General features: G+C 73.4%; 23 protein-coding genes. 11 read left to right on the plus strand and 12 right to left on the minus strand.

What is annotated here, in order from left to right; genetic code table 11:
• Positions 1-474: 474 nt before the first annotated feature.
• From GA0074704_RS07160 to GA0074704_RS07180, 5 genes are all read left to right on the plus strand, one after another.
• Positions 475-1,734 carry an amidohydrolase gene (locus GA0074704_RS07160; RefSeq protein ID WP_088969764.1) on the plus strand — a complete coding sequence of 420 codons (1,260 nt, stop codon included), beginning with the start codon at positions 475-477 and terminating at the stop codon, positions 1,732-1,734.
• Positions 1,735-1,825: 91 nt separating this feature from the next.
• On the plus strand, positions 1,826-2,455 hold the full coding sequence (locus GA0074704_RS07165; RefSeq protein ID WP_088969765.1) for an MBL fold metallo-hydrolase: 630 nt from the start codon (positions 1,826-1,828) through the stop codon (positions 2,453-2,455).
• Positions 2,452-3,501, plus strand: a complete 1,050-nt coding sequence (locus tag GA0074704_RS07170; protein WP_088969766.1) for a hypothetical protein — start codon at positions 2,452-2,454, stop codon at positions 3,499-3,501. Before GA0074704_RS07165 ends, GA0074704_RS07170 begins: the two co-directional genes overlap by 4 nt.
• A gap of 34 nt (positions 3,502-3,535) precedes the next feature.
• Entirely contained in the window at positions 3,536-4,288 is a 753-nt protein-coding gene (locus GA0074704_RS07175; RefSeq protein ID WP_088969767.1) for an SCO6745 family protein, read from the plus strand.
• 59 nt (positions 4,289-4,347) lie between these two features.
• Entirely contained in the window at positions 4,348-5,298 is a 951-nt protein-coding gene (locus GA0074704_RS07180) for a GNAT family N-acetyltransferase (protein WP_088969768.1), read from the plus strand.
• Between the two features lie 72 nt (positions 5,299-5,370).
• Here the strand turns inward: GA0074704_RS07180 and GA0074704_RS07185 are convergent, their stop codons facing one another.
• On the minus strand, positions 5,371-5,826 hold the full coding sequence (locus GA0074704_RS07185; protein WP_088969769.1) for a gamma-glutamylcyclotransferase: 456 nt from the start codon (positions 5,824-5,826) through the stop codon (positions 5,371-5,373).
• A 106-nt stretch (positions 5,827-5,932) separates the two neighbouring features.
• On the opposite strand from GA0074704_RS07185, the gene GA0074704_RS07190 reads away from it, so the two are divergent.
• Entirely contained in the window at positions 5,933-7,336 is a 1,404-nt protein-coding gene (locus GA0074704_RS07190) for an NAD(P)H-quinone dehydrogenase (RefSeq protein WP_088969770.1), read from the plus strand.
• 33 nt (positions 7,337-7,369) lie between these two features.
• Here the strand turns inward: GA0074704_RS07190 and GA0074704_RS07195 are convergent, their stop codons facing one another.
• The 4 genes from GA0074704_RS07195 to GA0074704_RS07210 form a co-directional block, all read right to left on the minus strand.
• The gene (locus GA0074704_RS07195; RefSeq protein ID WP_088969771.1) at positions 7,370-8,203 is read right to left on the minus strand and encodes an SDR family oxidoreductase; all 834 of its coding nucleotides are present in this window, start codon (positions 8,201-8,203) and stop codon (positions 7,370-7,372) included.
• 89 nt (positions 8,204-8,292) lie between these two features.
• Positions 8,293-8,625, minus strand: coding sequence for a helix-turn-helix domain-containing protein (locus GA0074704_RS07200; RefSeq protein WP_088973511.1), 333 nt, complete (start codon positions 8,623-8,625; stop codon positions 8,293-8,295).
• Entirely contained in the window at positions 8,625-8,990 is a 366-nt protein-coding gene (locus GA0074704_RS07205; RefSeq protein WP_088969772.1) for a type II toxin-antitoxin system RelE/ParE family toxin, read from the minus strand. Before GA0074704_RS07205 ends, GA0074704_RS07200 begins: the two co-directional genes overlap by 1 nt.
• 63 nt (positions 8,991-9,053) lie before the next feature.
• Positions 9,054-9,662 (minus strand): DedA family protein, encoded by a 609-nt coding sequence (locus GA0074704_RS07210; RefSeq protein WP_088969773.1) that lies wholly within the window; start codon positions 9,660-9,662, stop codon positions 9,054-9,056.
• A gap of 490 nt (positions 9,663-10,152) precedes the next feature.
• Here GA0074704_RS07210 and thrS point away from each other — a divergent pair, with 490 nt between their 5' ends.
• A complete protein-coding gene (gene thrS / locus GA0074704_RS07215) occupies positions 10,153-11,379 on the plus strand; it encodes a threonine--tRNA ligase (RefSeq protein ID WP_377471290.1) in 1,227 nt (408 codons plus the stop codon).
• On the opposite strand, the gene GA0074704_RS07220 is transcribed toward thrS, so the two are convergent.
• The 4 genes from GA0074704_RS07220 to GA0074704_RS07235 form a co-directional block, all read right to left on the minus strand.
• The gene (locus tag GA0074704_RS07220) at positions 11,376-13,277 is read right to left on the minus strand and encodes an ABC transporter ATP-binding protein (protein WP_172880870.1); all 1,902 of its coding nucleotides are present in this window, start codon (positions 13,275-13,277) and stop codon (positions 11,376-11,378) included. The two genes, thrS and GA0074704_RS07220, sit on opposite strands and share 4 nt — an antisense overlap.
• A gap of 271 nt (positions 13,278-13,548) precedes the next feature.
• Positions 13,549-15,282 (minus strand): ABC transporter ATP-binding protein, encoded by a 1,734-nt coding sequence (locus GA0074704_RS07225; RefSeq protein WP_088969776.1) that lies wholly within the window; start codon positions 15,280-15,282, stop codon positions 13,549-13,551.
• Positions 15,276-15,797, minus strand: coding sequence for a MarR family winged helix-turn-helix transcriptional regulator (locus tag GA0074704_RS07230; protein ID WP_088969777.1), 522 nt, complete (start codon positions 15,795-15,797; stop codon positions 15,276-15,278). The genes GA0074704_RS07225 and GA0074704_RS07230 overlap by 7 nt, the downstream gene beginning before the upstream one ends.
• A gap of 72 nt (positions 15,798-15,869) precedes the next feature.
• Complete coding sequence (locus GA0074704_RS07235) at positions 15,870-16,418, minus strand: MarR family winged helix-turn-helix transcriptional regulator (RefSeq protein ID WP_088969778.1); 549 nt, start codon at positions 16,416-16,418, stop codon at positions 15,870-15,872.
• 57 nt (positions 16,419-16,475) lie between these two features.
• Between GA0074704_RS07235 and GA0074704_RS07240 the strand changes: the two genes are divergently transcribed.
• Complete coding sequence (locus GA0074704_RS07240) at positions 16,476-18,098, plus strand: DHA2 family efflux MFS transporter permease subunit (protein WP_088969779.1); 1,623 nt, start codon at positions 16,476-16,478, stop codon at positions 18,096-18,098.
• A 56-nt stretch (positions 18,099-18,154) separates the two neighbouring features.
• Here GA0074704_RS07240 and GA0074704_RS07245 read toward each other — a convergent pair whose 3' ends face one another.
• Entirely contained in the window at positions 18,155-18,598 is a 444-nt protein-coding gene (locus tag GA0074704_RS07245) for a DoxX family protein (protein ID WP_088969780.1), read from the minus strand.
• An 85-nt stretch (positions 18,599-18,683) separates the two neighbouring features.
• Here GA0074704_RS07245 and GA0074704_RS07250 point away from each other — a divergent pair, with 85 nt between their 5' ends.
• A complete protein-coding gene (locus tag GA0074704_RS07250) occupies positions 18,684-19,232 on the plus strand; it encodes a TetR/AcrR family transcriptional regulator (protein ID WP_088969781.1) in 549 nt (182 codons plus the stop codon).
• Between the two features lie 43 nt (positions 19,233-19,275).
• Here GA0074704_RS07250 and GA0074704_RS07255 read toward each other — a convergent pair whose 3' ends face one another.
• Together GA0074704_RS07255 and GA0074704_RS07260 are read right to left on the minus strand one after the other, a co-directional pair.
• Positions 19,276-20,715: a GuaB1 family IMP dehydrogenase-related protein gene (locus GA0074704_RS07255; RefSeq protein ID WP_088969782.1), complete on the minus strand. Its 1,440-nt coding sequence runs from the start codon at positions 20,713-20,715 to the stop codon at positions 19,276-19,278.
• Positions 20,716-21,023: 308 nt separating this feature from the next.
• Positions 21,024-22,775 carry an acetyl/propionyl/methylcrotonyl-CoA carboxylase subunit alpha gene (locus GA0074704_RS07260; RefSeq protein WP_088969783.1) on the minus strand — a complete coding sequence of 584 codons (1,752 nt, stop codon included), beginning with the start codon at positions 22,773-22,775 and terminating at the stop codon, positions 21,024-21,026.
• Between the two features lie 146 nt (positions 22,776-22,921).
• On the opposite strand from GA0074704_RS07260, the gene GA0074704_RS07265 reads away from it, so the two are divergent.
• On the plus strand, positions 22,922-23,524 hold the full coding sequence (locus tag GA0074704_RS07265) for a PadR family transcriptional regulator (protein WP_088969784.1): 603 nt from the start codon (positions 22,922-22,924) through the stop codon (positions 23,522-23,524).
• Positions 23,525-23,642: 118 nt separating this feature from the next.
• Positions 23,643-24,602, plus strand: a complete 960-nt coding sequence (locus tag GA0074704_RS07270; protein ID WP_088969785.1) for an ATP-binding cassette domain-containing protein — start codon at positions 23,643-23,645, stop codon at positions 24,600-24,602.
• Positions 24,603-24,619: the final 17 nt, after the last annotated feature.

Here is a 24,619-nt window from a genome sequence, read left to right on the forward strand (position 1 = left end):
GTTCCCGGTTCCCGACCGGGGGCGGGGCGTTCGCGTGGGAAATGGGGATACCGCGACGGCTTTCCGGGTACCCCGATCGGGTGAACGGGGACGGACAGCGTGTCCGGTCGGGCGATGCGCGCCCATGTCACCGTCGGGAGTCGCGCGACAGCTCGGTGTTGTCGGTGAATTGTCCGAGCGGCAGTTAATTGTTGCGACTAATGCGACAATTCGCCTCAGCGGCATTGGTGCCGTCGGGGAATTCGTGACCGGCCCGGCCGGTCACCCGCTGTAGGAGGTGTGGGGCAGATGACGGCGTTCGACCGCGATCCACCTGCTGTCCCGCAGATTTTCGAGCACGCCCAGCCGGCGTCGGGTGACGCTTCGCGCTCCGACCGCTACCGAAGTGATGTTGCGCAGCGTCACCGTCGGAGGTCTAGGCTGTCTGCTGTCCTGCCGGAAGATCCATCCACCACTAGTGATCGAGAATTCGACGTGACGAGTGCGTTGACGCTGCCCACGGGCGGCCAGCTGGCGTCGTCCTGGCCGGATGCGCCAGCCGGTTCCCAGCCCCTGCCCTTCGAGCTGGACCACCTGCTCGCCCTCCGGGTACCGGGGTTGATCGCCACCCGGCGTCACATCCACTCGCATCCCGAACTCTCCGGCGAGGAGTACGAGACCGCCTCGCTGATCGCCCGGGAACTCTCCCTGGCCGGGCTCACCCCCCGGATGCTGCCCAAGGGCAACGGGGTCATCTGCGACATCGACGGCCGCCCGGACGGGCCGGTCATCGCGCTCCGCGCCGACATCGACGCTCTGCCGCTGACCGACTCCAAGGACGTCCCGTACCGCTCCACCGTGGACGGCGTCTGCCACGCCTGCGGCCACGACGTGCACACCGCGGTGATGCTGGGCGTCGGCATGCTGCTGGCCCAGCTCGCCGACGCCGGGCAGCTCGACGGCCGGGTCCGGCTGATCTTCCAGCCCGCCGAGGAGATCCTGCCCTGCGGCTCGCTGGAGGTGATCGAGGCCGGCGGGCTCGACGACGTGGTGCAGATCTTCGCCCTGCACTGCGACCCCAACCAGCCGGTCGGCAAGGTCGGCCTGCGGGTCGGGCCGATCACCGCCGCCGCCGACAACGTGACCGTACGGCTGACTGGCCCCGGAGGCCACACCGCCCGTCCGCACCTGACCGTCGACCTGGTCGACGCGCTCGGCCGGCTGATCACCGAGGTGCCGGCGCTGGTGAGCCGTCGGGTGCCGGCCAACAGCGGCCTGCTGCTGGTGTTCGGCCACGCCTCGGCCGGCACCCGCTACAACGTCATCCCCTCCGAGGCCTGCGCCTCCGGCACCCTGCGGGTGATGGACCGGGACACCTGGGAGCAGGCGCCGAAGATCGTGGCGCAGGTGGTCCGGGACGTGATCGCCCCGACCGGCGCGACCGTCGACCTGGAATACCTGCGCGGCCGGCCGCCGGTCTGCAACGACGCCCGCGCCATCCAGGTGCTCACCGCGGCGACCGCCGCCGCGCTCGGCCCGGAGGGCATCGCCGAGACCCCGCAGAGCATGGGCGGCGAGGACTTCTCCTGGTATCTGGAGCACGTCCCGGGGGCCCTGGCCCGGCTCGGCGTCGGCCGCTCCGGGCCCAACGTCGACCTGCACCGCGCCTCGTTCGACGTGGACGAGCGGGCGATCCCGGCCGGCGTACGCGTCATGGTGCAGACCGCGCTGCGGGCGCTGGCCGCGGCACGCTGACCGGCGCCCGGGCCCGGACGCGGCGCGGCGGCGGGCCGATTGGGGCAGACTGCGTCGAGGACGACACGATTCTCCTGATCGAGGAGTCATCATGCAGCTGACCAAGTACGCCCACTCCTGCCTGCGGGTCGAGCACGACGGGGGAGTGCTGGTCATCGACCCGGGCACGTTCAGCGACCCGGTGTCGCTCGACGGGGCGGACGCCGTGCTGATCACCCACAAGCACCCGGACCACCTCGACGTCGAGGCGGTACGCCGCCAGCTCGACCGCCGGCCGTTCGTCATCCACGGCCCGGCGTCGCTGGCCGAGGTGCTGGGCGACGCCGCGTCCGCGCTCACCCCGGTCGAGCCGGGCGAGTCGTTCACCGCGGCGGGCGTGCCGGTCCGGGCGTACGGCGGCCGGCACGCGGTCATCCACCCGGACATCCCGGTGATCGACAACCTGGGCTACCTGCTCGACGACGTGGTCTACCACCCGGGCGACTCCCTGGTGGCCCCCGAGGACGTACGGGTGGACACGCTCTTCGCGCCGATCCACGCCCCCTGGTCGAAGTTCTCCGAGGTGGTCGACTTCATCCGGGCGGTCGCCCCACGCCGGGTCTACGCGCTGCACGACGGGCTGCTCAACGACCGCGGTTACGCCGTACTGGACCAGCAGTACGCCGCGTTGGCCCACAGCGACTACCAGCGGCTCGCCCCGGGCACCTCGCTGGACGCCTGAGGAGATGCCCGGCCCCCCCCCGCGAGCTGGTCGAACGCCTCTACGGCCAGCCGCCCGACCGGTTCGTCGCCGCCCGGGACGAGGCGGTGGCGCAGGCGCGCCGGGCCGGTGACCGGGCCGCCGCCCGGCAGATCGCCGGGCTGCGCCGGCCGACCGTGGCGGCCTGGCTGGTCAACCTGCTGGCGCTGCGCCGGCCGGAGCTGGTGGCCGAGCTGGTGGAACTCTCCGGCGCACTACGTTCGGCGCAACGGGAGCTGCGCGGGCCACGGCTGCGGGAGCTCTCCGGCCAGCGTCGGGCGGTGGTCGCCGCCCTCGTCGCCGAGGTGCGCAAGCTGGCCGCCGCCGAGGGCGCCCCGGCCGGGAAGCTGCCGCTGGCGGAGGTGGAGGCGACGCTGAACGCGGCGCTGTCGGACGCCGACGTCGCCGAGCAGGTCCGCTCCGGGCAGCTGCTCCGGGCGGCCAGCTACGCCGGCTTCGGCGAGGTGCCCCGCCCGCAGCTGCGGCTGGTCACCGGCGGCGAGCAGGAGGAGCCGGCCGTCGACGAGGGCGCCCGGGCCGGGCAGGGCGCTGCGGACCGGGGCACCGGCGCCGGCCCGGGTGGCGGCCCGCGGGCGGACCGGGAGGCGGCCGGTCGTGGCACCCGGGCCGAGCGGGAGGCGGCGGCGCGGGCCGAGCGGGAGGCGGCGCGGGCCGAACGGGCCGCTCAGGCGGAACGCGCCGAACGGGCCCGGCAGCGCCGGGCGCTGGAACGCGAGTTGGCGAAGGCGCGTACCGCCCTGGAGCGGGCGGGCGACGACCTGACCGACGCGACCACCGCCGAACGGGAGAGCGCCGAGGCGCTGGCCGACATCGAGGCGGAGCTGGTCGAGCTGGAGCGCCGGCGGGCCGCCGCCGAGCAGGAGCTGAGCCGGGCGAAGCTGGCCCGCCGGGGCGCCGAACGCGGGGTAGCCGCAGCCCGCCGGCGCGCCGGTGAGGTGGAGGGCGCCCTGGAGGAGCTGGCGGCCGAAGAGGGGGCTGACGGCGACCGCGCCGACCGGGCAGACTGATCGCGATGGATGCATTCCGTGGGCGGGTGGCCGGATGACGCCGGAGCAGATCGCCGCCGCCAGCAAGCCGACCGTGCTGGAGCTCGGCGACGTGTTCAGCCGCTGCCCCGGCACGCTGCGCCGGGCCCGGCTGCTCGGCATCTCCGGGTGGGCCTTCTACGTCACCGGCCGGGCGGGAGCGCTCGGCGACGTCCGGGCCGAGACGGTGGCCGCCGCGCTCGGCTTCATCGCGCCGGACGCGGTGGCCGACGGCTGGGACGCCGCGGCGCGTACGGTGCGGCCGGTCGAGGTGGCGGCGGCGAACCTGGCGGAGTGCTGCCGCTGGGGTGGGCAGCAGCTCGGTCCGCTGCCCGGTACGGCCCGGCTGGCCGAGCTGCTGCACCGGATCGTCGGAGCCGCCGACGCGACCGGGATGCCGCTGTTCGCCGCGTGGCGGGCCATGCCGCTGCCCGAGGACGGGCCGGGGGCCAGGGCGGCCGTGGGGCTGCTGCTGCTGCGCGAGCACTTCGCCGGGGCGTACCTGCTGGCGGTGCGGGCCGGCGGAATGAGCCCGGTGGAGGCGGTGCTGGCCGGACCGGAGGGTGCGGCCGGGGCCGCGGCCTGCGGCTGGCCGCCGCCGTACCCGCCGGTGGGGCCGCTGGTCCGGCGCCGGCTCTGGGCGGAGGCGGTGACCGACCGGCTGGCCTCGGCCGCGTTCCGGTCGCTGGGCCCGGGCGAGGGCGTCGAGCTGCTGGAGCTGCTGACCACCGTCCGGGGACAGCTGCGCCGGCCGGGTTCGGCCGGCTGACCGGGCCGGGGCCGGAAAATCGGCGGCGCGGGACGCGTGCGGCTGCCAGGATCACGGCCGTGACGCTCCCCGCCGGCTGGACCGCCCGCCGCCCCACCCTCGACGACGTACCGGCGATCCTGGCGGTGGTGCACGCCGCCGACACGTACGCCATCGGGTTTCCCGACTTCTCCGCCGAGGACGTGGTGGAGTGCCTGACCGCGCCGCACACCGACCCGGCGGCGGACTGCTGGCTCGGCCTGGACGCCGACGGCGCGGTGGTCGCCTGGGCGACCATGGACAACCCGACCGGGGTGGGGCGGGAGTTCGTCGAGGTCTACGTGGACCCGGAACGCGGCCACCAGCTGCGTGGGCCGCTGCTGCACCGGCAGCTGGCCCGGGTCGCCGAGCGGGCCACCGGACGCGGCCTGCCGGCGCTCACCGTCCGGTGCGCCGCCTACCCGCCGGAGCAGCGGTGGCGGGAGATCCTGCGGGACGCGGGCTTCGGCTTCGCCAAGCGGTACGTGCGGATGAGCCGGCCGCTGCCCGCCGACCCGCCGGTCACCCCGTCCGGCGTCCTGGTCCGGTCGGTCCGCCCGGACGACCAGGACGACCTGCGCGCCTTCCACCGGATCTACGAGACGGCCTTCGCCGACACCCTCGACCACGACCCCCGGGACTTCGCCACCTGGCGGGAGCGGATCGGCCCGGACCCTGCCTGGGACGAGTGGTTCGTGGCCGAGGTGGACGGGGCGCCGGCGGGCGTCCTGCGCTCCTCCGGCCAGGGCGCCGACCGCGACGAGGGATGGGTCAAGAACCTGGCCGTGCTGCCCGGGCAGCGCCGCCGGGGCGTGGGCGCCGCGCTGCTCGGGCACGCCTTCGCCGCGTACGCGGCCAAGGGGCGGGCCACCGCCGGCCTCGGGGTGGACCTGGCCAACCCGACCGCCCCGCTGTCGCTCTACCGCTCGGTGGGGCTGCGGGAGACCCTGACCGTCGACATGTACGAGCTGGTCGTGCCGGCCGGTGTGTGATGCGCGACGCCACCGGGGGTCGGCGGCCGGCCGGTCGGGGCGGCGGAGCAGACTGGACGGGTGGGATACGCGCTACGCCGTCGCGGTGCCGGTGGGGCGGGACCGCAGCTCGGTGACGTAGTCGTCCGGGGCGCCCGCCTTCTGCGCGGCGTTCGCGATCTCCGACAGGTACCACGCGGTGGGCAGCCCACCCTCGTACCCCTCGAAGACGTACACCCAGGCCGTCACGTCCCCGTCGAGCGTCGAGACGCGTACGGTGATCTTGCGGTACGTCCCGGCGGTCACGCCCTCGATCTCGTCGAGCTGCGCGGCGTCGTACGGGTGGATGTCGTAGAGCGCCACGAAGACCCGGTCGCCCGGGGACTCGACGACGGTGCTGACCGAGCCCTCCCAGCCGATGACGTCCTCGCCCGCGAAGGTGAGCCGCCAGCCCTCCAGCCAGCCGGTGCCCACCATCGGCGAGTGCGGGCAGTAGGCGCGCATCCGAGCGGGATCGAGGTTTGAGCCGTAGGCGGCGTAATGACGCACGGCGATGACGATAGCCCGGCGGACGGGTGGGGGAGAATACGACGGTGCGTGTCGGACACGTTCGGGAGAAGAAAGTCACTGTGAGCACTGACGAGGGGCGATCGTTGTGAGCCAGATCGTGATCATCGGCGGAGGGCCGGCCGGGTACGAGGCGGCCCTGGTCGCCGCCCAGCTGGACGCTGATGTCACCGTCGTGGAGGCCGAGGGGGCCGGTGGGGCCTGCGTGCTCTCCGACTGTGTGCCGTCCAAGACCTTCATCGCCAGCTCGCAGGTGGTCACCGGCTACCGGGACACCGAGGAGTTCGGCGTGCACTCCGACGGGCTGGAGGCGGTCACCGTCGACGCCCGGGCCGTGCACGAGCGGGTCAAACGGCTGGCGCTGGCCCAGTCCGCCGACATCCACGACAAGCTGGTCAAGGCCGGGGTCAGCTTCGTGGCCGGCAACGCCCGGCTCGGCGAGGACACCCTCGGTCACACCCACCGGGTGCTGGTCACCCCGGCCGGCGGCGGCGAGGAATACTCCATCGCCGCGTCGACCGTGCTGATCGCCACCGGGGCCACCCCGCGCCAGCTCCCGACCGCCGTGCCGGACGGCGAGCGCATCCTCACCTGGCGCCAGGTGTACGACCTGCCCGAGCTCCCCGAGCACCTGATCGTGGTCGGCTCCGGGGTGACCGGCGCCGAGTTCGCCAGCGCCTACCTGGCGATGGGGGTCCAGGTCACCCTGGTCTCCAGCCGCGACCGGGTGATGCCGCACGAGGACGCCGACGCCGCCATGGCGATCGAGCGGGTCTTCCGCAACCGGGGCATGAGCATCCTCAACAACTCGCGCGCCGACGCGGTCCGCCGGGTCGGCGACGGTGTCGAGGTCGAGCTCTCCGACGGCCGGGTCGTCGCCGGCTCGCACGCGCTGATCGCGGTCGGCTCCATCCCGAACACCGCCGGCCTGGGCCTCGCCGAATACGGCGTCGAGCTGGCCCGGGGCGGCTACGTCCAGGTCGACCGGGTGTCGCGTACCAACGTTCCGGGCGTCTACGCGGCCGGCGACTGCACCGGCGTGCTGCCGCTGGCCAGCGTCGCCGCCATGCAGGGCCGGATCGCCATGTGGCACGCGCTGGGCGAGGCGGTCCGGCCGCTGCGGCTGCGTACCGTCGCGGCGAACGTCTTCACCGACCCGGAGCTGGCCACCGTGGGCGTCTCGCACGACGAGGTGGCCGCCGGCAAGGTGCCCGCCCGGCAGGTGATGCTGCCGCTGTCCGGCAACGCCCGGGCGAAGATGGACGACCTGGCCGACGGCTTCGTCAAGCTCTTCTGCCGGCCGGCCAGCGGCCAGGTCATCGGCGGCGTGGTGGTGGCCCCCAAGGCCAGCGAGCTGATCCTGCCGATCACCATGGCGGTGGAGAACAACCTCACCGTCAACGAGCTGGCCCAGACGATCACCATCTACCCGTCGCTGTCCGGGTCGATCACCGAGGCCGCCCGCCAGCTCATGCTGCACGAGCTGGAGTAGCGCGCGCCGCTGACCGTCGGGCCCGCCCGGCGGTCAGCGGAAGGCGTCGGCGTGGTCGGCGACCCATTCGGCGTACGGGCGGGCGGGGTGCCCCGTGACCCGCTCGACGGTGTCGGTGACCGCCTCCGGCCGGTCGACGAAGGCGGCCCATCCGGCCAGCGCGGCGTCGGCGAAGGCGGGATCGCCGAACGCCGCCGTCAACCCCCGTCGCGCCTCGTCGAGCGGCTGCTCCGCCCAACGCAGCTCCCGGCCGATCACCCGGCCGATGGTGTGCACCTGTTCCTCCTGGGTGAGGGTGCCCGGCCCGCTGATCAGCAGCCGGTCGCCGAGGTGGCGGTCCGTGGTCAACGCCGCGACGGCCACCTCGGCGAGGTCCCGCTCGTGCACCAGCGACCGGGCCGCGGCAGGGTACGGCCAGCGCACCTCGTCGCCGGCCCGGACCTGTCGGGCCCACATCAGGGTGTTCGCGGCGAAGCCCACCGGCCGCAGGAACGTCCAGGGCGCCCCGGACGCCTCGACGGCCCGCTCCACGATCCCCCAGAAGGTGTCCGGCTGGTCGGCGCCCGGCGCGGACAGGTAGACGGCCCGGGCGCCCCGCTCGGCGATCAGCCGGGCGACCTCCGGCGCGTGCGTGCGGGCCACGGCCGGATCGGTGAACGGCCAGATCAGGAAGACCGCGTCCACCCCGGCCAGGTGCGGTGCCAGCGAGGCCGGGTCGGCCAGGTCGGCGGCGACCACCTCCACCCCGGCCGGCAGCTCGGCGGCCTCCGGTTTGCGGGTCACCGCGCGTACCCGCTCGCCCCGCGTCGCCAGCAGCGACACCACCTCGCGGCCCACCGTGCCGGTCGCCCCCGTCACCAGGATCATCTGCGCCTCCAGCGTCGCACGGGGCGCGTCCGGCCCCGTCCCGACACCGACGCTAGGAGCTGAAGCGCGGTTGAGGTCAACCGTCGCGGTCAGGCGACATTGAGCTGGATGTTGCCGATCCGGGCAACCACCTCGACGTGCCCGCCGAGACCGGTCACGTACGCGCGGAGAGTCTCCAGGGTGGTGGTCTCCCCGTTCTCGATCTGGCTGATCCGCGCTTGCGAGAGGCCGGCCGCCTCCGCGAGCTGGGTCTGGGTCATGCCGAGCTGCTTACGGATCTCCGCCAACTGAGCGCCGCTGACAGCAGCGAGCATCTGTTCGCGCATCCGCCCGCGCCGGGCCACCCGGCCGGGTTCCTCCCAGGTCGGGTCCAACTCCCGGGCCTTCGCCTTGACGTCCCGCCAGTCCGATCCACCGGTCATCATTGAGCTTCCTTCAGGCTGGCCAGGTGCTCCTGGAACCGTTCATCCGCCAAGGGTATGGCCGTCCGGTACCAACTCTGCCACTGGCCGGACTTGTCTCCGGCGATGAGGAAGACCGCCTCCCGGAGCGGATCGAATGCGAAGATCATGCGTACCTCCGTCCAGCCGGTCGACCCGGGGCGCAGCTCCTTCATGTGGTGGAACAGGCTCCCCTTGAGGCGGTCGACCAAGGGCCGGCCCAGGGCCGGGCCGTGCTCGGAGAGCAGATCGATCGCTTCGCTGACCAGATCCGCAGTGACCGGGTCGGTCCTGCACAGACCAAGGAACCATGATTCGACCTCGGGATGAAGCCTGATGTCCCACACCCAGCAAATATAAAAAGGCCTTATAGGCGCGGGCGGTCCGACACGCTCGGACGTACGGCCAAGTTAGTCGGCGGTGACCTCGGTGGGGGCGTTGCGGGCGGCGATCACCGTCATCGCCCACCCCGCCGCCGCGAACCCGGCCGCCGCCGCCGTCGCGATCAGCGCCAGCCGCCACGCCGACTCGGTCAGCGCCGTGCCGCCCAGGTGCCCGACCAGGGCGCCGTAGGTGGCCCAGCCGATCGCCGCGGTCAGCTCGTAGAGCACGAACAGGCGGTACGGGTAGCGGCTGCGGCCGGCCGAGAAGCAGGCCGCCATCCGGCCGCCCGGGACGAAGCGGCAGAGCAGGATCACCATCGGTCCGGGGCGGCGCAGGCCGCGGGTGACCCGCTTGGCGACCCGGCGGGCCCGGTTCGGCTCGGCGTGCCGGGGCAGCCGGCGGTCCGGGGCCACCCGGCCGAGCAGGTAGCAGGCCAGGTCGCCGACGAAGACGCCGAGCGCGCCGACCGCGATGGTGGTGGGCAGGCTGAGCCCGCCGTACACGGTGAGCGCGCCGCCGGTGATCATCACGACCTGGGTGGGCACGATCGGCACGAAGGCGTCCACCACGAGCAGGCCGAGGAGCAGCAGGTAGGCCCACGCCGGTGACGCGACGTCAGTGAGTAATTCGGGCACGACTGCCACCTCGCCGGATCCGGCCGATCGAATGTGCCGAGCCTGCTCCCGTGTCCGCCGTCACGCTCGGCGGGGCCGGCCGGCGGTGACCACGGACACCACCCCGGGCCCCGATGACAACGACGCCGGTCGGTGCGGGGTGACGGGTGGTGACATGCCGACGCGTACCCGGAGCGGGCGGCGGATCGGCGTCCGTGCGCGTACCGTGGTGAGTCGCGCGGCCCACGCACGTCGGGTCCCCCGTTCCTGACGACGTGGCCGCCGCGGGTCGCCGGCAGGTCCCGTGCCGGCGACCCGCACCCAGCTCTCCGAAATTCGTTGCGCGGCTGGCGCCGCCGCGCCTACCGTCGCGGCATGTGCAGCGCGATGGTGACCACGACGCCGGGTATCCCCGGCGCGCCGCACTGACGTAACCGTCGACGAGGCCCCGGGGCGAACCGCCCCGGGGCCTCGTGGCGTTCCGGGCCAGCTCGCCTCCGGGTCGTACCCGATCAAGGAGAGCGACATGATCGACCACCGCAGGCTCGGCCGGGAGCTGGAGCTGTTCGTCTCCGACCCGCTGGTGGGCGCCGGGCTGCCCATCTGGCTGCCGGCCGGCGCCGCCGCCCGGCACGCCGTCGAGGAGTACGTCCGCGACCTGGAGCGCCGGGCCGGCTACCGGCACGTGTACTCGCCGCCGCTGGGCAAACGGGAGCTGTTCGAGCTCTCCGGGCACCTCGGCTACTTCGCCGCCGACATGTTCCCGCCGATGCGGCTCAGCGCCGACGACGAGTTCGTGCTCCGGCCGGCGCTCTGCCCGCACCACGCGCTGGTCTTCCGGGCCCGCGGCCGCTCCTACCGGGAGCTGCCGCTGCGGATCGCCGAGATCGGCGGCATGTACCGGGCGGAGCGCTCCGGGGTGCTGGGCGGGCTGTCCCGGGTACGGGCCATCTCGCTCAACGACGCGCACAACTTCTGCGCCCTGGACCAGGTGGGTGAGGAGGTACGCGAGATCCTCCGGCTGATCGGCGAGGCGCACGCCGCGCTGGGCGTACGACCGGCCGGGTTCCGGCTGTCGCTGCGCGGGCCGGGGGAGAAGTACGTCGGCGACGACGCCCAGTGGGCGCGGGCCGAGGAGCTGCTCCGCGCGGCGCTCGACGGGGTGGCGTACACCGAGGCGCCCGGCGAGGCGGCGTTCTACGGCCCGAAGATCGACATCCAGGTCGTCGACGCGGCCGGCCGGGAGTCGACCATCTCCACCGTCCAGCTCGACTTCGACAAGCCGGAACGGTTCGACCTGTCGTACACCGCCGCCGACGGGAGCCGGCAACGGCCGGTGATGGTGCACCGGAGCCTGGTCGGCAGCATGGAGCGGCTCTTCGCGTACCTGATCGAGGTGCACCAGGGCGCGTTTCCGGTCTGGTACGCCCCGGTGCAGCTGGTGCTGCTCCCGGTCGACGACGGCCAGGCGGCGGCGGCCGAGGCGCTGGCCCGCCGGGCCGGGGCGGCCGGCCTGCGGGTCGAGGTCGACCACGGCGGCTCGTTGGGTGCCCGGGTCCGGGACGCGGCCCGCCGCCGCATCCCGTACGCCGGGGTGATCGGCGCCCGGGAGGCCGCCGCCGGCGCGGTCGCGCTGCGCCTGCGCGACGGGCGGTCCCTGCCCCCGATGCCCGCCGACGAGGCCCTCGCCCTGCTCGACCGGATGGTCACCACCCATTCCGCTGCCCTCCTGCCCTAGCGCACCGCCGGTTCCGGCTCCGCGTCGACGGAGGCGGCGGCGGTGAACTGGGAGTGGTAGAGGTCGTGGTAGGCGCCCCCGGCGGCCAGCAGCTCCTCGTGGGTGCCCTGCTCGACGATCCGGCCGTTCTCCATCATCAGGATCAGGTCGGCGTCGCGGATGGTGGAGAGCCGGTGGGCGATGACGAAGCTGGTCCGGTCCGAGCGCAGGGCGGCCATCGCCCGTTGGAGCAGCACCTCCGTGCGGGTGTCCACCGAGCTGGTCGCCTCGTCCAGGATCAGCAGCGACGGCTCGGCCAGGAACGCCCGCGCGATGGTGATCAGCTGCTTCTCGCCGGCGCTGACGTTGCTGCCCTCCTCGTTGATCACGGTGTCGTAGCCGTCGGGCAGGCTGCGCACGAAGCGGTCCACGAAGGTGGCCCGGGCGGCGGCCAGGATCTCCTCCTCGCTGGCGCCCGGGCGGCCGTACGCGATGTTGTCGCGGATGGTGCCGCCGAACAGCCAGGTGTCCTGGAGCACCATGCCGATCCGCCCGCGCAGCTCGTCGCGGGTCATCGTGGTGATGTCCTGCCGGTCCAGGGTGATCCGGCCGGCGTCCAGCTCGTAGAAGCGCATGATCAGGTTGACCAGCGTGGTCTTGCCGGCGCCCGTCGGGCCGACGATCGCCACGGTGTGACCCGGCTCGGCGACCAGCGACAGGTCGTCGATCAGCGGCTTGTCCGGCTCGTAGCGGAAGGAGACGTGCTCGAACTCGACCCGGCCGGCGACCCGGCCCGAGGCCACCCGGTCCGGGGCCTGCTCCTCGGCGTCGAGCACCGCGAAGACCCGCTCGGCGGAGGCCACCCCGGACTGGAGCAGGTTCGCCATCGAGGCGACCTGGGTGAGCGGCTGGGTGAACTGCCGCGAGTACTGGATGAACGCCTGCACGTCGCCGAGGCTCATCGTCCCGGACGCCACCCGCAGCCCGCCGACCACGGCGATCGCCACGTAGCTGAGGTTCCCGACGAACATCATCGCCGGCATGATGATCCCGGAGATGAACTGGGCGCCGAAGCTGGCCTGGAACAGCTCCTCGTTCTTGGCGGCGAACGCCGCCTCGACCTCCCGCTGCCGGCCGAAGACCTTGACCAGCTCGTGCCCGGTGTACGCCTCCTCGATCTGCCCGTTCAGCTCGCCGGTGTGCCGCCACTGGGCGATGAACCGGCGCTGCGACCGCTTGGCGATCAGCCGGGTGACGATCACCGACAGCGGCACCGCGACCAGCGCCACCAGGGCGAGCACCGGGGAGATCCAGAACATCATCCCCAGCACGCCGACCACGGTCAGCACCGAGGTGAGCAGCTGGCTGAGCGTCTGCGACAGGGTCTGGGAGACGTTGTCGATGTCGTTGGTGACCCGGCTGAGCAGCTCACCGCGGGGCTGCCGGTCGAAGTACGGCAGCGGCAGGCGGTTGAGCTTGTCCTCCACGTCGGCGCGCAGCCGCAGCACGGTCCGCTGCACCACCCCGTTGAGCAGCCAACCCTGCCACCAGGAGAGCAGGCTCGCCGCCAGGTAGAGGCCGAGCGCCAGCAGCAGCACCCGGCCCAGCGCGTCGAAGTCGATGCCGACGCCGGGCACCACGTCCATCCGGGCCAGCATGTCGGCGAGGTTGTCGTTGCCGGCGGCGCGGGCGCCCGCGACGGCTTGGTCGAGGGTGCTGCCGGCGGGCAGCTGCCGGCCGACAACGCCGGTGAAGATGATGTCGGTGGCGTGGCCGAGGATCTTCGGGCCCACCACGGCCGCCGCGACGCTCGACACCCCGAGCGCGATGATCGTGGCCAGCTGCAACCGGTGCGGCCGCAGCCGGCCCAGCAGCCGCCGCGCGGACGGCCCGAAGTTCATCGACTTCTCCGCCGGCATGGCGGCGCCCATCCACGGCGGGCCGCCACGCTGCCCGCCCGGGGGGAGCCGCTTCGGCGTCCGCGGGTCGCCGGCCGGCTTCTGCTCGGGTACGCCCTTGCCGCCCTTGCGCGCGGGCGGGGTCTCCCACCAACCCGGGTCCTTCCGCCCGTCCGGCCCCGTGCCTGCCCGGGACTGCGGGGCCCGCGCCCCCGGCTCGTTCGGCGCGCTCATGCGGCGCCTCCCTTCGTTCGCGACTGCGGGGCCCGCAGGACCGGCTCACTCCTCGCGCTCACGCGGCAACCTCCGCGGTCTGCTGGGACGCCACGATCTCGGCGTACGTCGGGCAGGTCGCCAGCAGTTCGTCGTGCCGGCCGACGCCGACCACGCCGCCGTCCTCCAGCACGATGATCTGGTCGGCGTCGACGATCGTGGACACCCGCTGGGCCACGATCACCACCGTCGCGTCGGCGGTGACCGGCCGCAGCGCCGCCCGCAGCCGGGCGTCGGTGGCGAGGTCCAGCGCCGAGAACGAGTCGTCGAAGAGGTAGATCTCCGGCTTGCGGACCAGCGCCCGGGCGATGGCGATCCGTTGTCGCTGGCCGCCGGAGACGTTCGTGCCGCCCTGCGCGATCGGGGCGTCCAGCCCGCCGGGCATCTCGGCCACGAAGTCCCGGGCCTGGGCGATCTCCAGCGCCGCCCAGAGCTCCTCGTCGGTGGCGTCCGGGTTGCCGTACCGCAGGTTGCTGGCGACCGTGCCGCTGAACAGGTACGGCCGCTGCGGCACCAGCCCGATCCGGCGCCACACCTCGTCCGGTTCCAGCAGCCGGACGTCGACCCCGTCCACCAGGACCGCGCCGGCGGTCGGGTCGACCAGCCGGGGGATCAGGGTGAGCAGGGTGGTCTTGCCGGCGCCGGTCGAGCCGATGACGGCGGTGGTCCGGCCGGGACCGGCCCGGAAGGAGATGTCGTGCAGCACCGGCGCGCTGGCCCCCGGGTACTGGAAGGAGACCCGGCGCAGCTCCAGTTCGGCGCGGCCGGTCACCGAGATCACCGGGTCGGTCGCCGGCACCACCGACGACTCGGTCTCCAGCACCTCGACGATCCGCTCCGAGCAGACCGCCGCCCGGGGCACCATCATCAGCATGAAGGTGGCCATCATGACGGCCATCAGGATCTGGATCAGGTACTGCACGAAGGCGGTGAGCGCGCCGATCTGGATCTGGCCGGCGTCGACCCGCTGGGCGCCGAACCAGAGCACCGCCACGCTGGTGACGTTGAGGACCAGCATGATGATGGGGAAGATCAGCGCCTGGAGCCGGCCGACCCGCAGCGCGGTCGCCGTCAGGTCGGCGTTCGCCCGGCCGAACCGCTCGGTCTCGTACGGCTCCCGGACGAACGCGCGGATCACCCGGATGCCGCTGATCTGCTCGCGCAGCACCCGGTTGACGGTGTCGATGCGGGTCTGCATGAGCCGGAAGCCCGGCACCATCCGCCGGGTGACCAGGCCCAGCGCGATCGCCAGCACCGGCACGCTGACCAGCATCAGCCAGGACAGGCCGATGTCCTCGCGCAGCGCCATCACCACCCCGCCGACGCTCATGATCGGCGCGGCGACCAGCATGGTGCAGCTCATCAGCACCAGCATCTGGACCTGCTGCACGTCGTTGGTGTTGCGGGTGATCAGCGAGGGGGCGCCGAACCGGTTGACCTCGCGCGCCGAGAAGCGGTTGACCTGGGTGAAGATCGCGGCCCGGGTGTCCCGGCCGAAGGCCATCGCGGTCCGCGCCCCGAGATAGACCGCCACCACCGAGCAGGCGATCTGCACCAGGCTGACCAGCAGCATCCACCCGCCGGTACGCAGGATGTAGTCGGTGTCGCCACGGGCGATGCCCTTGTCGATGATGTCGGCGTTCAGGCTCGGCAGGTAGAGCGAGGCCATGGTGCCGGCGAACTGGAACAGCACCACGGCGGCCAGCGGCCCCCGGTACGGCCGCAGGCCACTGCGGAGCAGGCGGATCAGCACGGCCGGCCTCCCGGTGTCGGCTCGTCGGATTCCTCGATCGATGGGTTCAACCGGCTGCCCTCCCCGTCGGACATGGTCACGATCAATTCGGTCAGGAACTCGCGGATGACCGCCTTCTTCGCCGGGTCGGCGTCGACGGAGGTCAGCGGGGGGTCGCGGTGGATCAGGTCGAGCAGGGCGTCGGCCTGCTCCCGGCCCTTCGCGGTCAGGGTGAGCTGCACGCTGCGCCGGTCGGCGGTGTCCCGGCGGCGCTCGACGAACCCGTCCCGCTCCAACGTGTCGACGATCCCGGTGAGGGTGGCGGGCCGGACGAAGCAGTGTTCGGCGACGTCGCGGTGGCTGCTGTCGCCGGCCCGGGCCAGGGTCAGCAGCACCCGCATCCCGGCCGGGGTCAGCCCGTGGTGCTCGGCCAGATAGCGACCCCAGTGCTGGTCGACCAGGTGGCTGGCGACGCCGAGCAGCCGGCCCAGCGGCGCGTGGTGGAGCACGTCGGGGAAGCGGACCAGGGGTTCCATCTGCACGCCCTCACGTTAGCCACCAAACGGTGAGGGCCCAAACTATTTTCCGCGATTCATCCTGACGGGTCGTCAGGGGGTTGGTCGGCCACCGGTCCGGGGCTCGTCGGGCGCGGTGGCGACGTACTCACGCATCACCTCGGCGACCTCCTGGAGGAACCGGGTGGTCGCCGCCGCCTGCTCCGGGGTGAGCCGGGCGACGGCCGCCTCCACCCCGGTCAGCATCGGGCGCAGCGCGGCCAGCACCTCGTCGAAGGCGTGCCCGGTGACCTGGAGGGAGAGCCGTCGCCGGTCGCTGGGGTGCGGCCGGCGTTCCACGTGCCCGGCCTGGACCAGCCGGTCGACCAGGGTGGTCGCCGAGGCGGAGCGGATGCCGAGCCGGTTGCCCAGTTCCACCGGGCCCAGCGGCACCGGCGAGGAGATCAGGTGGTCGATGGCCGCCGCGTCGGTGGCGCCAATGCCCAGCCGGCGGGCCAGCGCCCCCCGGGTGTCGCCGGCCGCCCGCAGCACCTCGCGCAGCGCCCGGGCCGCCTCGCTGCTGGTGTGCCCGGTGCTCGCCGCCGCCCCGCCGGGCGCCGGTGCGACGTCTTCCGGCCCTCCGGTTGACGAGACCCCGTCCATGGGTAAAAGCTAGCATCCCAGGTAGCTAGAAAATCTAGCTAAAGCGAGGAGGTAGTGATGCGCAGCGAGGGGCGCGGACGCTGGTGGGGGCTGTTCGCCATCAGCCTCGGCGTGGCGATGATCATCGTGGATGCCACGATCGTCAACGTCGCCGTACCGCAGATCATCCGCGACCTGGAGATCACCTCCACCGACGCGCAGTGGGTGCAGGAGGCGTACACGCTGGTCTTCGCGGCGCTGCTGCTGGTGGCCGGCCGGTTCGCCGACCGGTCCGGGCGGCGGCGGATGTTCGTCACCGGCGTCGCCGTCTTCGTCGCGGCCAGCGTGCTCGCCGCGGTCGCCGGCTCCGGCGAGGCGCTGATCGCCGCCCGGGTGGTGCAGGGCATCGGTGGAGCGATGATGCTGCCCACCTCGCTCTCCCTGCTCAACGCCAACTTCACCGGCCGGGAGAAGGGCATCGCCTTCGCCGTCTGGGGCTCCACCATCGGCGGTGCCGCCGCCCTCGGCCCACTGCTCGGCGGCTGGCTCACCACCACGTACTCGTGGCGCTGGGCCTTCGGCATCAACATCCCGGTCGGCCTCGCCGTCGTGGTCGCCACCCTGGCCCTGGTCGCCGAGTCCCGCGACGACCGGGCCGAACGCCGGGTCGACCTGCTCGGCGCGCTGCTGTCGGTGATCGGCATGACCGGGGTGGTCTTCGCGCTGATCGAGGGCCGCACCTACGGCTGGTGGCAGCGGGAACGCCCGTTCAGCCTCTTCGGGCTCGACTGGACCGCCGCGATCTCGCCGGTCCCGGTCGCCGGCATCGTCGGCCTGGCGGTGCTCGGCGTATTCCTGGTTCAGCAGGTGCGACGCAACCGCGCCGGCCGGCCCGCCCTGCTGGACCTGTCGTTGTTCGGCATCGCCTCGTTCCGCAACGGCATCCTGGCCGCCGCGATCGTCAGCCTCGGCGAGTTCGGCCTGCTCTTCGCCCTGCCGCTGTGGTACCAGAACGTCCTGGGCTACAGCGCCTTCGACACCGGCCTGGCCCTGTTGCCGCTGGCCGTGGGCAGCTTCGTCGCCAGCGGGCTCGGCGCCGCGCTCACCCGCAAGCGCGGAGCCGCCCGGGCGGTCCAGCTCGGCGTCGCCGCCGAACTGGTCGGCGTCGCCGGCCTCGGCCTGGTCGTCTCGCCGGACACCAGCTGGTGGGCACCGCTGGGCTTCCTCTTCGTGTACGGCATGGGCGTCGGCCTGGCCACCGCGCAGCTCACCGGCGTCTCCCTCGCCGAGGTCCCGGTACGCCAGAGCGGCCAGGGCTCCGGCCTGCAGAGCACCGCCCGGCAGGTCGGCTCCGCCCTCGGCATCGCGGTGCTCGGCACCGTCCTCTTCGCCGGCCTCGGCGGCATCCTCACCGACCGCCTCGCCGACCAGCCCGGCCTCGCGCCCGCCCAGCGGGAGCAGGTGGTGGCCGCAGTCAAGGAGAGCGCCGGGGCGGCGATCGGCGGGCTGGCCGCGGATCCGCGTACCGCCCCGATCGCCCAGGAGGCGAAGGTGGCCTTCTCCGACGCCACCCGGTACGCCGCCTTCGCCGCGGCCGGCTTCCTGCTGGTCGGCCTGCTCGCCTGCCTGCGCCTGCCCCGGGTCGACGCCGACCAGGCCGAAACCCCGCCCGCCGCCCCCGCCGAGCCCGCGAAGGCGTGAGGGAAGGGCCCCTGCGAGCCAGGGGCCCTTCCCCCGTCACCTTCGGCGACGACCGGTCAACCGCCGAACGCGACCGCCAGTGCGGCGGCGACGAACACCAGCTGGAGGGCGGTGCGTACGCCCAGCGGGGTGACCGGCCGGCCGGCGAGGGTGAGCCGGCGGCGGGCGGCCGTGACGTTGGCCGGGAACATGGCCAGCGTCAGCAGCGCCAGGCCGGCGGCGGCCCAACGGGCGGTGGCCGGCACGAGCAGTGCGACCGCTCCGGCGAGTTCCAGCACGCCGGTCAGGGTGACCAGCAGGTCGGGCCGGGGCAGCGCGGGCGGGACCATGGCGATCAGGTCGGCGCGGCGGGACGCGAAGTGGGCCACGCCGGTCAGCAGGAACATCAGCGCCAGGCCGACCCGCAGCGCGGGGTGCCAGCCGTCCAGGGCGGACGCGCCCAGCAGGCCGGCGAGCCGGGCCGCCGTGGTGCCGGCGAGGAGAGCGATCAGGGGTGCCACGGGTGTCCCTCCGGAGACCAATCTTGTCGATGACAAGATTGAGCCCTGAAGGGGTAACTTGTCAATGACAAGTTAGGCTGTCGGCATGGCCGGATCGCGTTCGTACCATCACGGGGACCTGCGCCGCGCGCTGCTCGACGCGGCGGCCCAGGCGATGGCCGGGTCCGACCCGGCCGCCCTGAGCCTGCGCGACCTGGCCCGCCGGGCCGGCGTCTCGCACGCCGCCCCCGCCCACCACTTCGGCGACAAGGCCGGGCTGCTCACCGCGCTGGCCACCCAGGGGTTCGACCTGCTCGGCGAGGCGCTGCGGGGCGGCGGGGACGACCTGCTGGCCACCGGCGTGGCCTACGTCGGCTTCGCGGTGCGGCACAAGGCCCACTTCGAGGTGATGTTCCGCCCGGAGCTCTACCGCGCCGACGACCCGGAGCTGGTGGCGGCCCGCGACCGCACCGGGGAGCTGCTGCGCGCCGGGGTCGCCCGGCACACCGGAGGCGACCCGGACGTCGACGCGCTCGCGGCCTGGTCCATCGTGCACGGCTTCGCGACGCTCTGGCTCTCCGGCGCCCTGCCGACCCGGGTCGGCGCCGACCCGGAGGCCGCCGCCCGCGAGGTGATCGGCCGGCTGTTCCGCTGACCGCCGGGCCCCTCGCCGACTGGGGCGAGGGGCGACCGGCGGCTCACCAACTGGTGGGGATCGGCATGCCCTCCGTGTAACCGGTGGTGGACTGCACGCCGACCAGGGCGCGCTCGTGGAACTCGTCCAGGTTGCGGGCGCCGGCGTAGGTGAAGGCGCTGCGCACCCCGGAGATGATCTCGTCGATCAGGTCCTCCACGCCGGGCCGGCTCGGGTCCAGGTACATCCGGGCCGAGGAGATGCCCTCCTCGAACATCGCCTTGCGGGCCCGCTCGAAGGCGCTGTCCTCGGCGGTACGCGCGCTGACCGCGCGGGCCGACGCCATGCCGAAGCTCTCCTTGTACCGCCGGCCGTCCGCGTCGGTGTAGAGGTCACCGGGGGACTCGTAGGTGCCGGCGAACCACGAACCGATCATCACGTTCGACGCGCCGGCGGCCAACGCCAACGCCACGTCCCGCGGGTGCCGGACGCCGCCGTCGGCCCAGACGTGCCGGCCGAGCGCGCGGGCCGCCGCCGAGCAGTCGAGCACCGCGGAGAACTGCGGGCGGCCGACGCCGGTCATCATCCGGGTGGTGCACATGGCGCCCGGCCCGACGCCGACCTTGACGATGTCGGCGCCCGCCTCCACCAGGTCGCGTACGCCGTCGGCGGTCACCACGTTGCCGGCCGCCACCGGCACGCCCGGGTCGAGCTTGCGGACCGCCCGCAACGCCGAGATCATCCGCTCCTGGTGGCCGTGCGCGGTGTCCACGACAAGCGTGTCCACGCCCGCCTCGAGCAGGGCGGCGGCCTTGCCGGTCACGTCGCCGTTGATGCCCACCGCGGCGGCGATCCGCAGCCGCCCCCGGTCGTCGACCGCCGGCCTGTAGAGGGTGGCGCGCAGCGCGCCCTGCCGGGTCAGCACCCCGACCAGCCGGCCGTCGGCGTCGACAACCGGGGCGAGCCGGCGCCGGCCGGCGGAGAGCCGGTCGAAGCCGGTACGCGGGTCGGCGTCCGCCGGCACGGTGTGCAGCTCGGTCGACATCACGTGCCGGAGCTGGGCGAAGCGGTCCACGCCCACGGTGTCCGCCTCGGTGACCACGCCCATCGGCCGGCCGTCGGCGTCGACCACGACCACCGCGCCGTGCGAGCGCTTCGGCAGCAGGTGGATGGCGTCGCCCACGGTGTCGGTGGGGCCGAGGGTGATCGCCGTGTCGTGCACCAGGTGCCGCTGCTTGACCCAGGCGACGACGTTCGCCACCACCTCGATCGGAATGTCCTGGGGGATGACCGCGATGGCGCCCCGCCGGGCGACCGTCTCCGCCATCCGCCGGCCGGCGACCGCCGTCATGTTCGACACCACCAGCGGGATGGTGGTGCCGGTGCCGTCGCCGCTGGACAGGTCGACGTCCAGCCGCGAGCCCACGTCGGAGCGGGCCGGCGCCATGAAGACGTCGTTGTAGGTCAGGTCGTGCGCGGGGACCGCGCCATGAAGGAACCGCACCCGGCCATCATTCCCGCTCGGGGTCGTTCCCGCCGCCGCTGGTGGCCCAAACCACCCGACCGCCCGTCGCCGCCGGGCGGCTCGCCCCCCACGCCACGCGCGGCCTCGGAGCTGCTCCTGCGCGGTTCGCGGGGCCTGGGAGCTGCTCCTGCGCGGTTCGCGGGGCCTGGGAGCCGCTCCTGCGCGGTTCGCGGCTGCCGGGCGGATGCTCGGTGAGCGATATACCTCTCAGGCATCAATATGCCTCAGAGGTATATCGGTCCGAGTGCTCTCGTCCTCGCCAGCCCGCGCACCCTCAGGGCGTCGGGTCAGGCGATGGTGCAGATGGCGGCGCCGGCGCCGATGGTCGCGCCGACCGCGGCGGAGAGGCCGCTGACGGTGCCGGCCTTGTGGGCGTGCAGCGGCTGCTCCATCTTCATCGCCTCCAGGACGACCACCAGGTCACCCTCGGCGACGGTGTCCCCGTCCGCTACGGCGATCTTGACGATGGTGCCCTGCATGGGCGAGGTGAGCGAGTCCCCGCCGACGGTGGCGCCGGCCTTGGCGCCGCCACCCCGCCGGGCCGGCTTCTTCGCGGCGGGCGCGGCGGTGGTCGTACCAGCGGCGAGGCCGGCGGGGAGGGTCACCTCCAGCCGCTTGCCACCCACCTCGACCACGACGGTCTCGCGCTCGGCCGGGCCCTCGGCGGCGCCAGGGGTCGCGGTGAAGGCCGGCACGGTGTTGTCGAACTCGGTCTCGATCCACCGGGTGTGCACGGTGAACGGCTCGGCGGTGAACGCCTCGTCCCGGACCACCAGGCGGTGGAAGGGCAGCGCGGTGGCCATGCCGTCGACGACCATCTCGTCCAGGGCGCGGCGGGCCCGCTCCAGGGCCTCGGTACGCGTCTCGCCGACGATGATCACCTTGGCCAGCAGCGAGTCGAAGTTGCCGCCGATCACGTCACCGGCCGAGATGCCGGTGTCGACCCGGACGCCGGGGCCGCTGGGCAGCCGCAGCGCGGTGACCGTGCCCGGGGCGGGCAGGAAGTTGCGGCCCGGGTCCTCGCCGTTGATCCGGAACTCGATGGCGTGCCCGCGCGGCGTCGGGTCCTCGGTGATCCGCAGCTTGTCGCCGTCGGCGATCCGGAACTGCTCGCGGACCAGGTCGATGCCGGCGGTCTCCTCGGTGACCGGGTGCTCGACCTGGAGCCGGGTGTTGACCTCCAGGAAGGAGATGGTGCCGTCCGCGCCGACCAGGTACTCGACCGTGCCGGCGCCGTGGTAGCCGGCCTCCCGGCAGATCGCCTTGGCGCTGTCGTGGATCTGGGCGCGCTGGGCGTCGGTGAGGAACGGCGCGGGGGCCTCCTCGACCAGCTTCTGGTGCCGGCGCTGCAACGAGCAGTCCCGGGTGCCGACCACGATCACGTTGCCGTGCTGGTCGGCGAGGACCTGCGCCTCGACGTGGCGCGGCTTGTCCAGGTAGCGCTCGACGAAGCACTCACCCCGGCCGAACGCGGCGACCGCCTCGCGGGTGGCCGACTCGAACAGGTGCGGGATCTCCTCCATCGTGCGGGCCACCTTGAGGCCGCGCCCGCCGCCGCCGAAGGCCGCCTTGATCGCGACCGGCAGGCCGTGGTCCACGGCGAACGCGATCACCTCGTCGGCACCGCCGACCGGGTCCGGCGTGCCGGGGACCAGCGGGGCGCCGGCGCGCTGGGCGATGTGCCGGGCGGTCACCTTGTCGCCGAGGTCGCGGATCGCCTGCGGCGTGGGGCCGATCCAGGTCAGCCCGGCGTCGATGACGGCCTGGGCGAAGTCGGCGTTCTCGGAGAGGAAGCCGTAGCCGGGGTGCACCGCGTCGGCGCCGGCCTTCGCGGCGACGTCGATCAGCTTGTCGATCCGCAGGTAGCTGTCCGCCGCGGTGTCGCCGCCGAGGGCGTACGCCTCGTCGGCGAGGGTGGCGTGCAGGGCGTCCCGGTCGGAGTCGGCGTAGACGGCGACGCTGGCCAGGCCGGCGTCGCGGCAGGCGCGGATGACGCGGACGGCGATCTCGCCGCGGTTGGCGATGAGTACCTTGCGCACCTTGGTGCTCCTCCCCGGGGGTCGATGACCGGGAGTGTATCGGCCGGCCCGCCGACCCTAACGATCGCTCAGTGTGGGATGCGGCACTGCCGTTCCGACGGCTAGTCAAACTTGTTTATTACGCTTGTGGGGTGTCGGCAACGCGGATGATGATTCTGGGCCTGGTCAGGTGGATGCAGCCGGTGCACGGCTATGACGTGCGACGTGAGCTGCTGAGCTGGAGCGCGGACAAGTGGGCCAACGTGCAGCCCGGCTCGATCTACCACGCGCTGCGCAAGCTCGCCGACGAGGGCCTGCTGCGCGCGGTCTCCACCGAGCAGGTCGGCGCCCGCCCCGCCCGCACCTCGTACGAGGTGACGCCGAAGGGGGAGGAGGAGTTCGAGACGCTGCTGCGGGCCCAGTGGTGGCAGGTCCACGACCGGCCGGACCCGTTCACGGCGGCCTTCTCGTTCCTGCCCGCGCTGCCCCGCGGCGAGGCGGCGGCGGCACTGCGCAACCGGGCGAACCTGATCCGGGCCGGGCTCGGCGCGGCCCGCGCCTCGATGGAGTCGGACTGGGCGCGCAACAACAAGCCCGTGCACGTGACGTGGATGTTGGAACTCTGGCTCGCCCGGGCCGAGGTGGAGATCTCCTGGTGCGAGCGGGTCGCGGAGCGGATCGAGTCGGGAGTGTCGTACCTGCCCGCTGGGATGGAGCGCGCACCGGGCTGGCGGAACGGCGAGAAGCCCGGCGACCTGAACGCGGATTAATCAACGTTGACCATAAGAGTTATATCGCGATAGCCTCACGCTGCCGCGCGGGACAGGTGCGTTCCGACGCGGGCGATCGGCGGCCGGTCACCTCCGGCCCGGACGACCAGGAGCAGAGATGATCGAGACCAGGGGGCTGCGGAAGTCGTTCCGCTCCCGCGCGGGTAGGGAGACGAAGACCGTCGACGCTGTACGCGGGGTGGACCTGGCGGTCGCCGAGGGCGAGATCTTCGGCTTCCTCGGCCCCAACGGGGCCGGCAAGACCACCACGCTGCGGATGCTCGCCACGCTGATCGAGCCGGACGGCGGGGAGGCCACCATCGCCGGCGCCGACCTGCGCAAGGACCCGGCCGGGGTGCGCCGCCGGATCGGCTACGTGCCGCAGGGCGGCAGCACCTGGGACGACTCCACCGCCCGCGAGGAACTGGTGCTCCAGGCGCGGCTCTACGGCATCGGCAAGGCCGACGCCCAGCGGCGGGCCGTCCGCGCCCTGGACGCCTTCCAGCTCACCGAGTACGCCGACCGCAAGTGCAAGACGTACTCCGGTGGCCAGCGCCGCCGGGTCGAGATCGCGCTCGGCATCATCCACGAGCCGAAGATCGTCTTCCTGGACGAGCCGACCACCGGCCTCGACCCGCAGAGCCGTGCCCACATGTGGGACGAGATCCGCCGGCTGCGCGCCGAGGGGATGACCGTCTTCATCACCACCCACTACCTCGACGAGGCAGACGCGCTCTGCGACCGGATCGCGATCATGGACAACGGCGAGGTGGTCGCCGAGGGCACCCCGGCCGAACTCAAGCGGGAGATCTCCGGCGACGTCGTCCTGGTCGGGCTCGACCTGCCCGCCACCCCGCAGGCCGCCGAACTGCTCGACACCGAGGAGTACGTCAACAAGCTCGAGACCGCCGACGGTGGTGGCCTGCGGCTCTTCGTCGACGACGGGGCCACCGCCATCCCGCAGATCCTGCGCCGGCTCGACCACGCCGGGCTCGACCTGCGCTCGATCGAGCTGCACCGCCCCAGCCTCGACGACGTCTTCCTCACCAAGACCGGCCGCTCGCTGCGCGAGTCCTGAGAACCGGAGAAGCTGCC

It is taken from the genome of Micromonospora siamensis (assembly GCF_900090305.1).
Taxonomy (GTDB): Bacteria; Actinomycetota; Actinomycetes; order Mycobacteriales; family Micromonosporaceae; genus Micromonospora; species Micromonospora siamensis.

Excerpts from the sequence above, each read along its gene's own strand:
- GA0074704_RS07175 (WP_088969767.1), top strand. The coding sequence starts at position 3,536 with ATGACGCCGGAGCAGATCGCCGCCGCCAGCAAGCCGACCGTGCTGGAG.
- GA0074704_RS07265 (WP_088969784.1), top strand. The coding sequence starts at position 22,922 with ATGATGATTCTGGGCCTGGTCAGGTGGATGCAGCCGGTGCACGGCTAT.
- GA0074704_RS07230 (WP_088969777.1), bottom strand. The coding sequence starts at position 15,797 with ATGGAACCCCTGGTCCGCTTCCCCGACGTGCTCCACCACGCGCCGCTG.
- GA0074704_RS07250 (WP_088969781.1), top strand. The coding sequence starts at position 18,684 with ATGGCCGGATCGCGTTCGTACCATCACGGGGACCTGCGCCGCGCGCTG.
- GA0074704_RS07165 (WP_088969765.1), top strand. The coding sequence starts at position 1,826 with ATGCAGCTGACCAAGTACGCCCACTCCTGCCTGCGGGTCGAGCACGAC.
- GA0074704_RS07270 (WP_088969785.1), top strand. The coding sequence starts at position 23,643 with ATGATCGAGACCAGGGGGCTGCGGAAGTCGTTCCGCTCCCGCGCGGGT.
- GA0074704_RS07220 (WP_172880870.1), bottom strand. The coding sequence starts at position 13,277 with ATGCCGGCGGAGAAGTCGATGAACTTCGGGCCGTCCGCGCGGCGGCTG.
- GA0074704_RS07195 (WP_088969771.1), bottom strand. The coding sequence starts at position 8,203 with ATGATCCTGGTGACGGGGGCGACCGGCACGGTGGGCCGCGAGGTGGTG.
- GA0074704_RS07235 (WP_088969778.1), bottom strand. The coding sequence starts at position 16,418 with ATGGACGGGGTCTCGTCAACCGGAGGGCCGGAAGACGTCGCACCGGCG.
- GA0074704_RS07200 (WP_088973511.1), bottom strand. The coding sequence starts at position 8,625 with ATGACCGGTGGATCGGACTGGCGGGACGTCAAGGCGAAGGCCCGGGAG.
- GA0074704_RS07240 (WP_088969779.1), top strand. The coding sequence starts at position 16,476 with ATGCGCAGCGAGGGGCGCGGACGCTGGTGGGGGCTGTTCGCCATCAGC.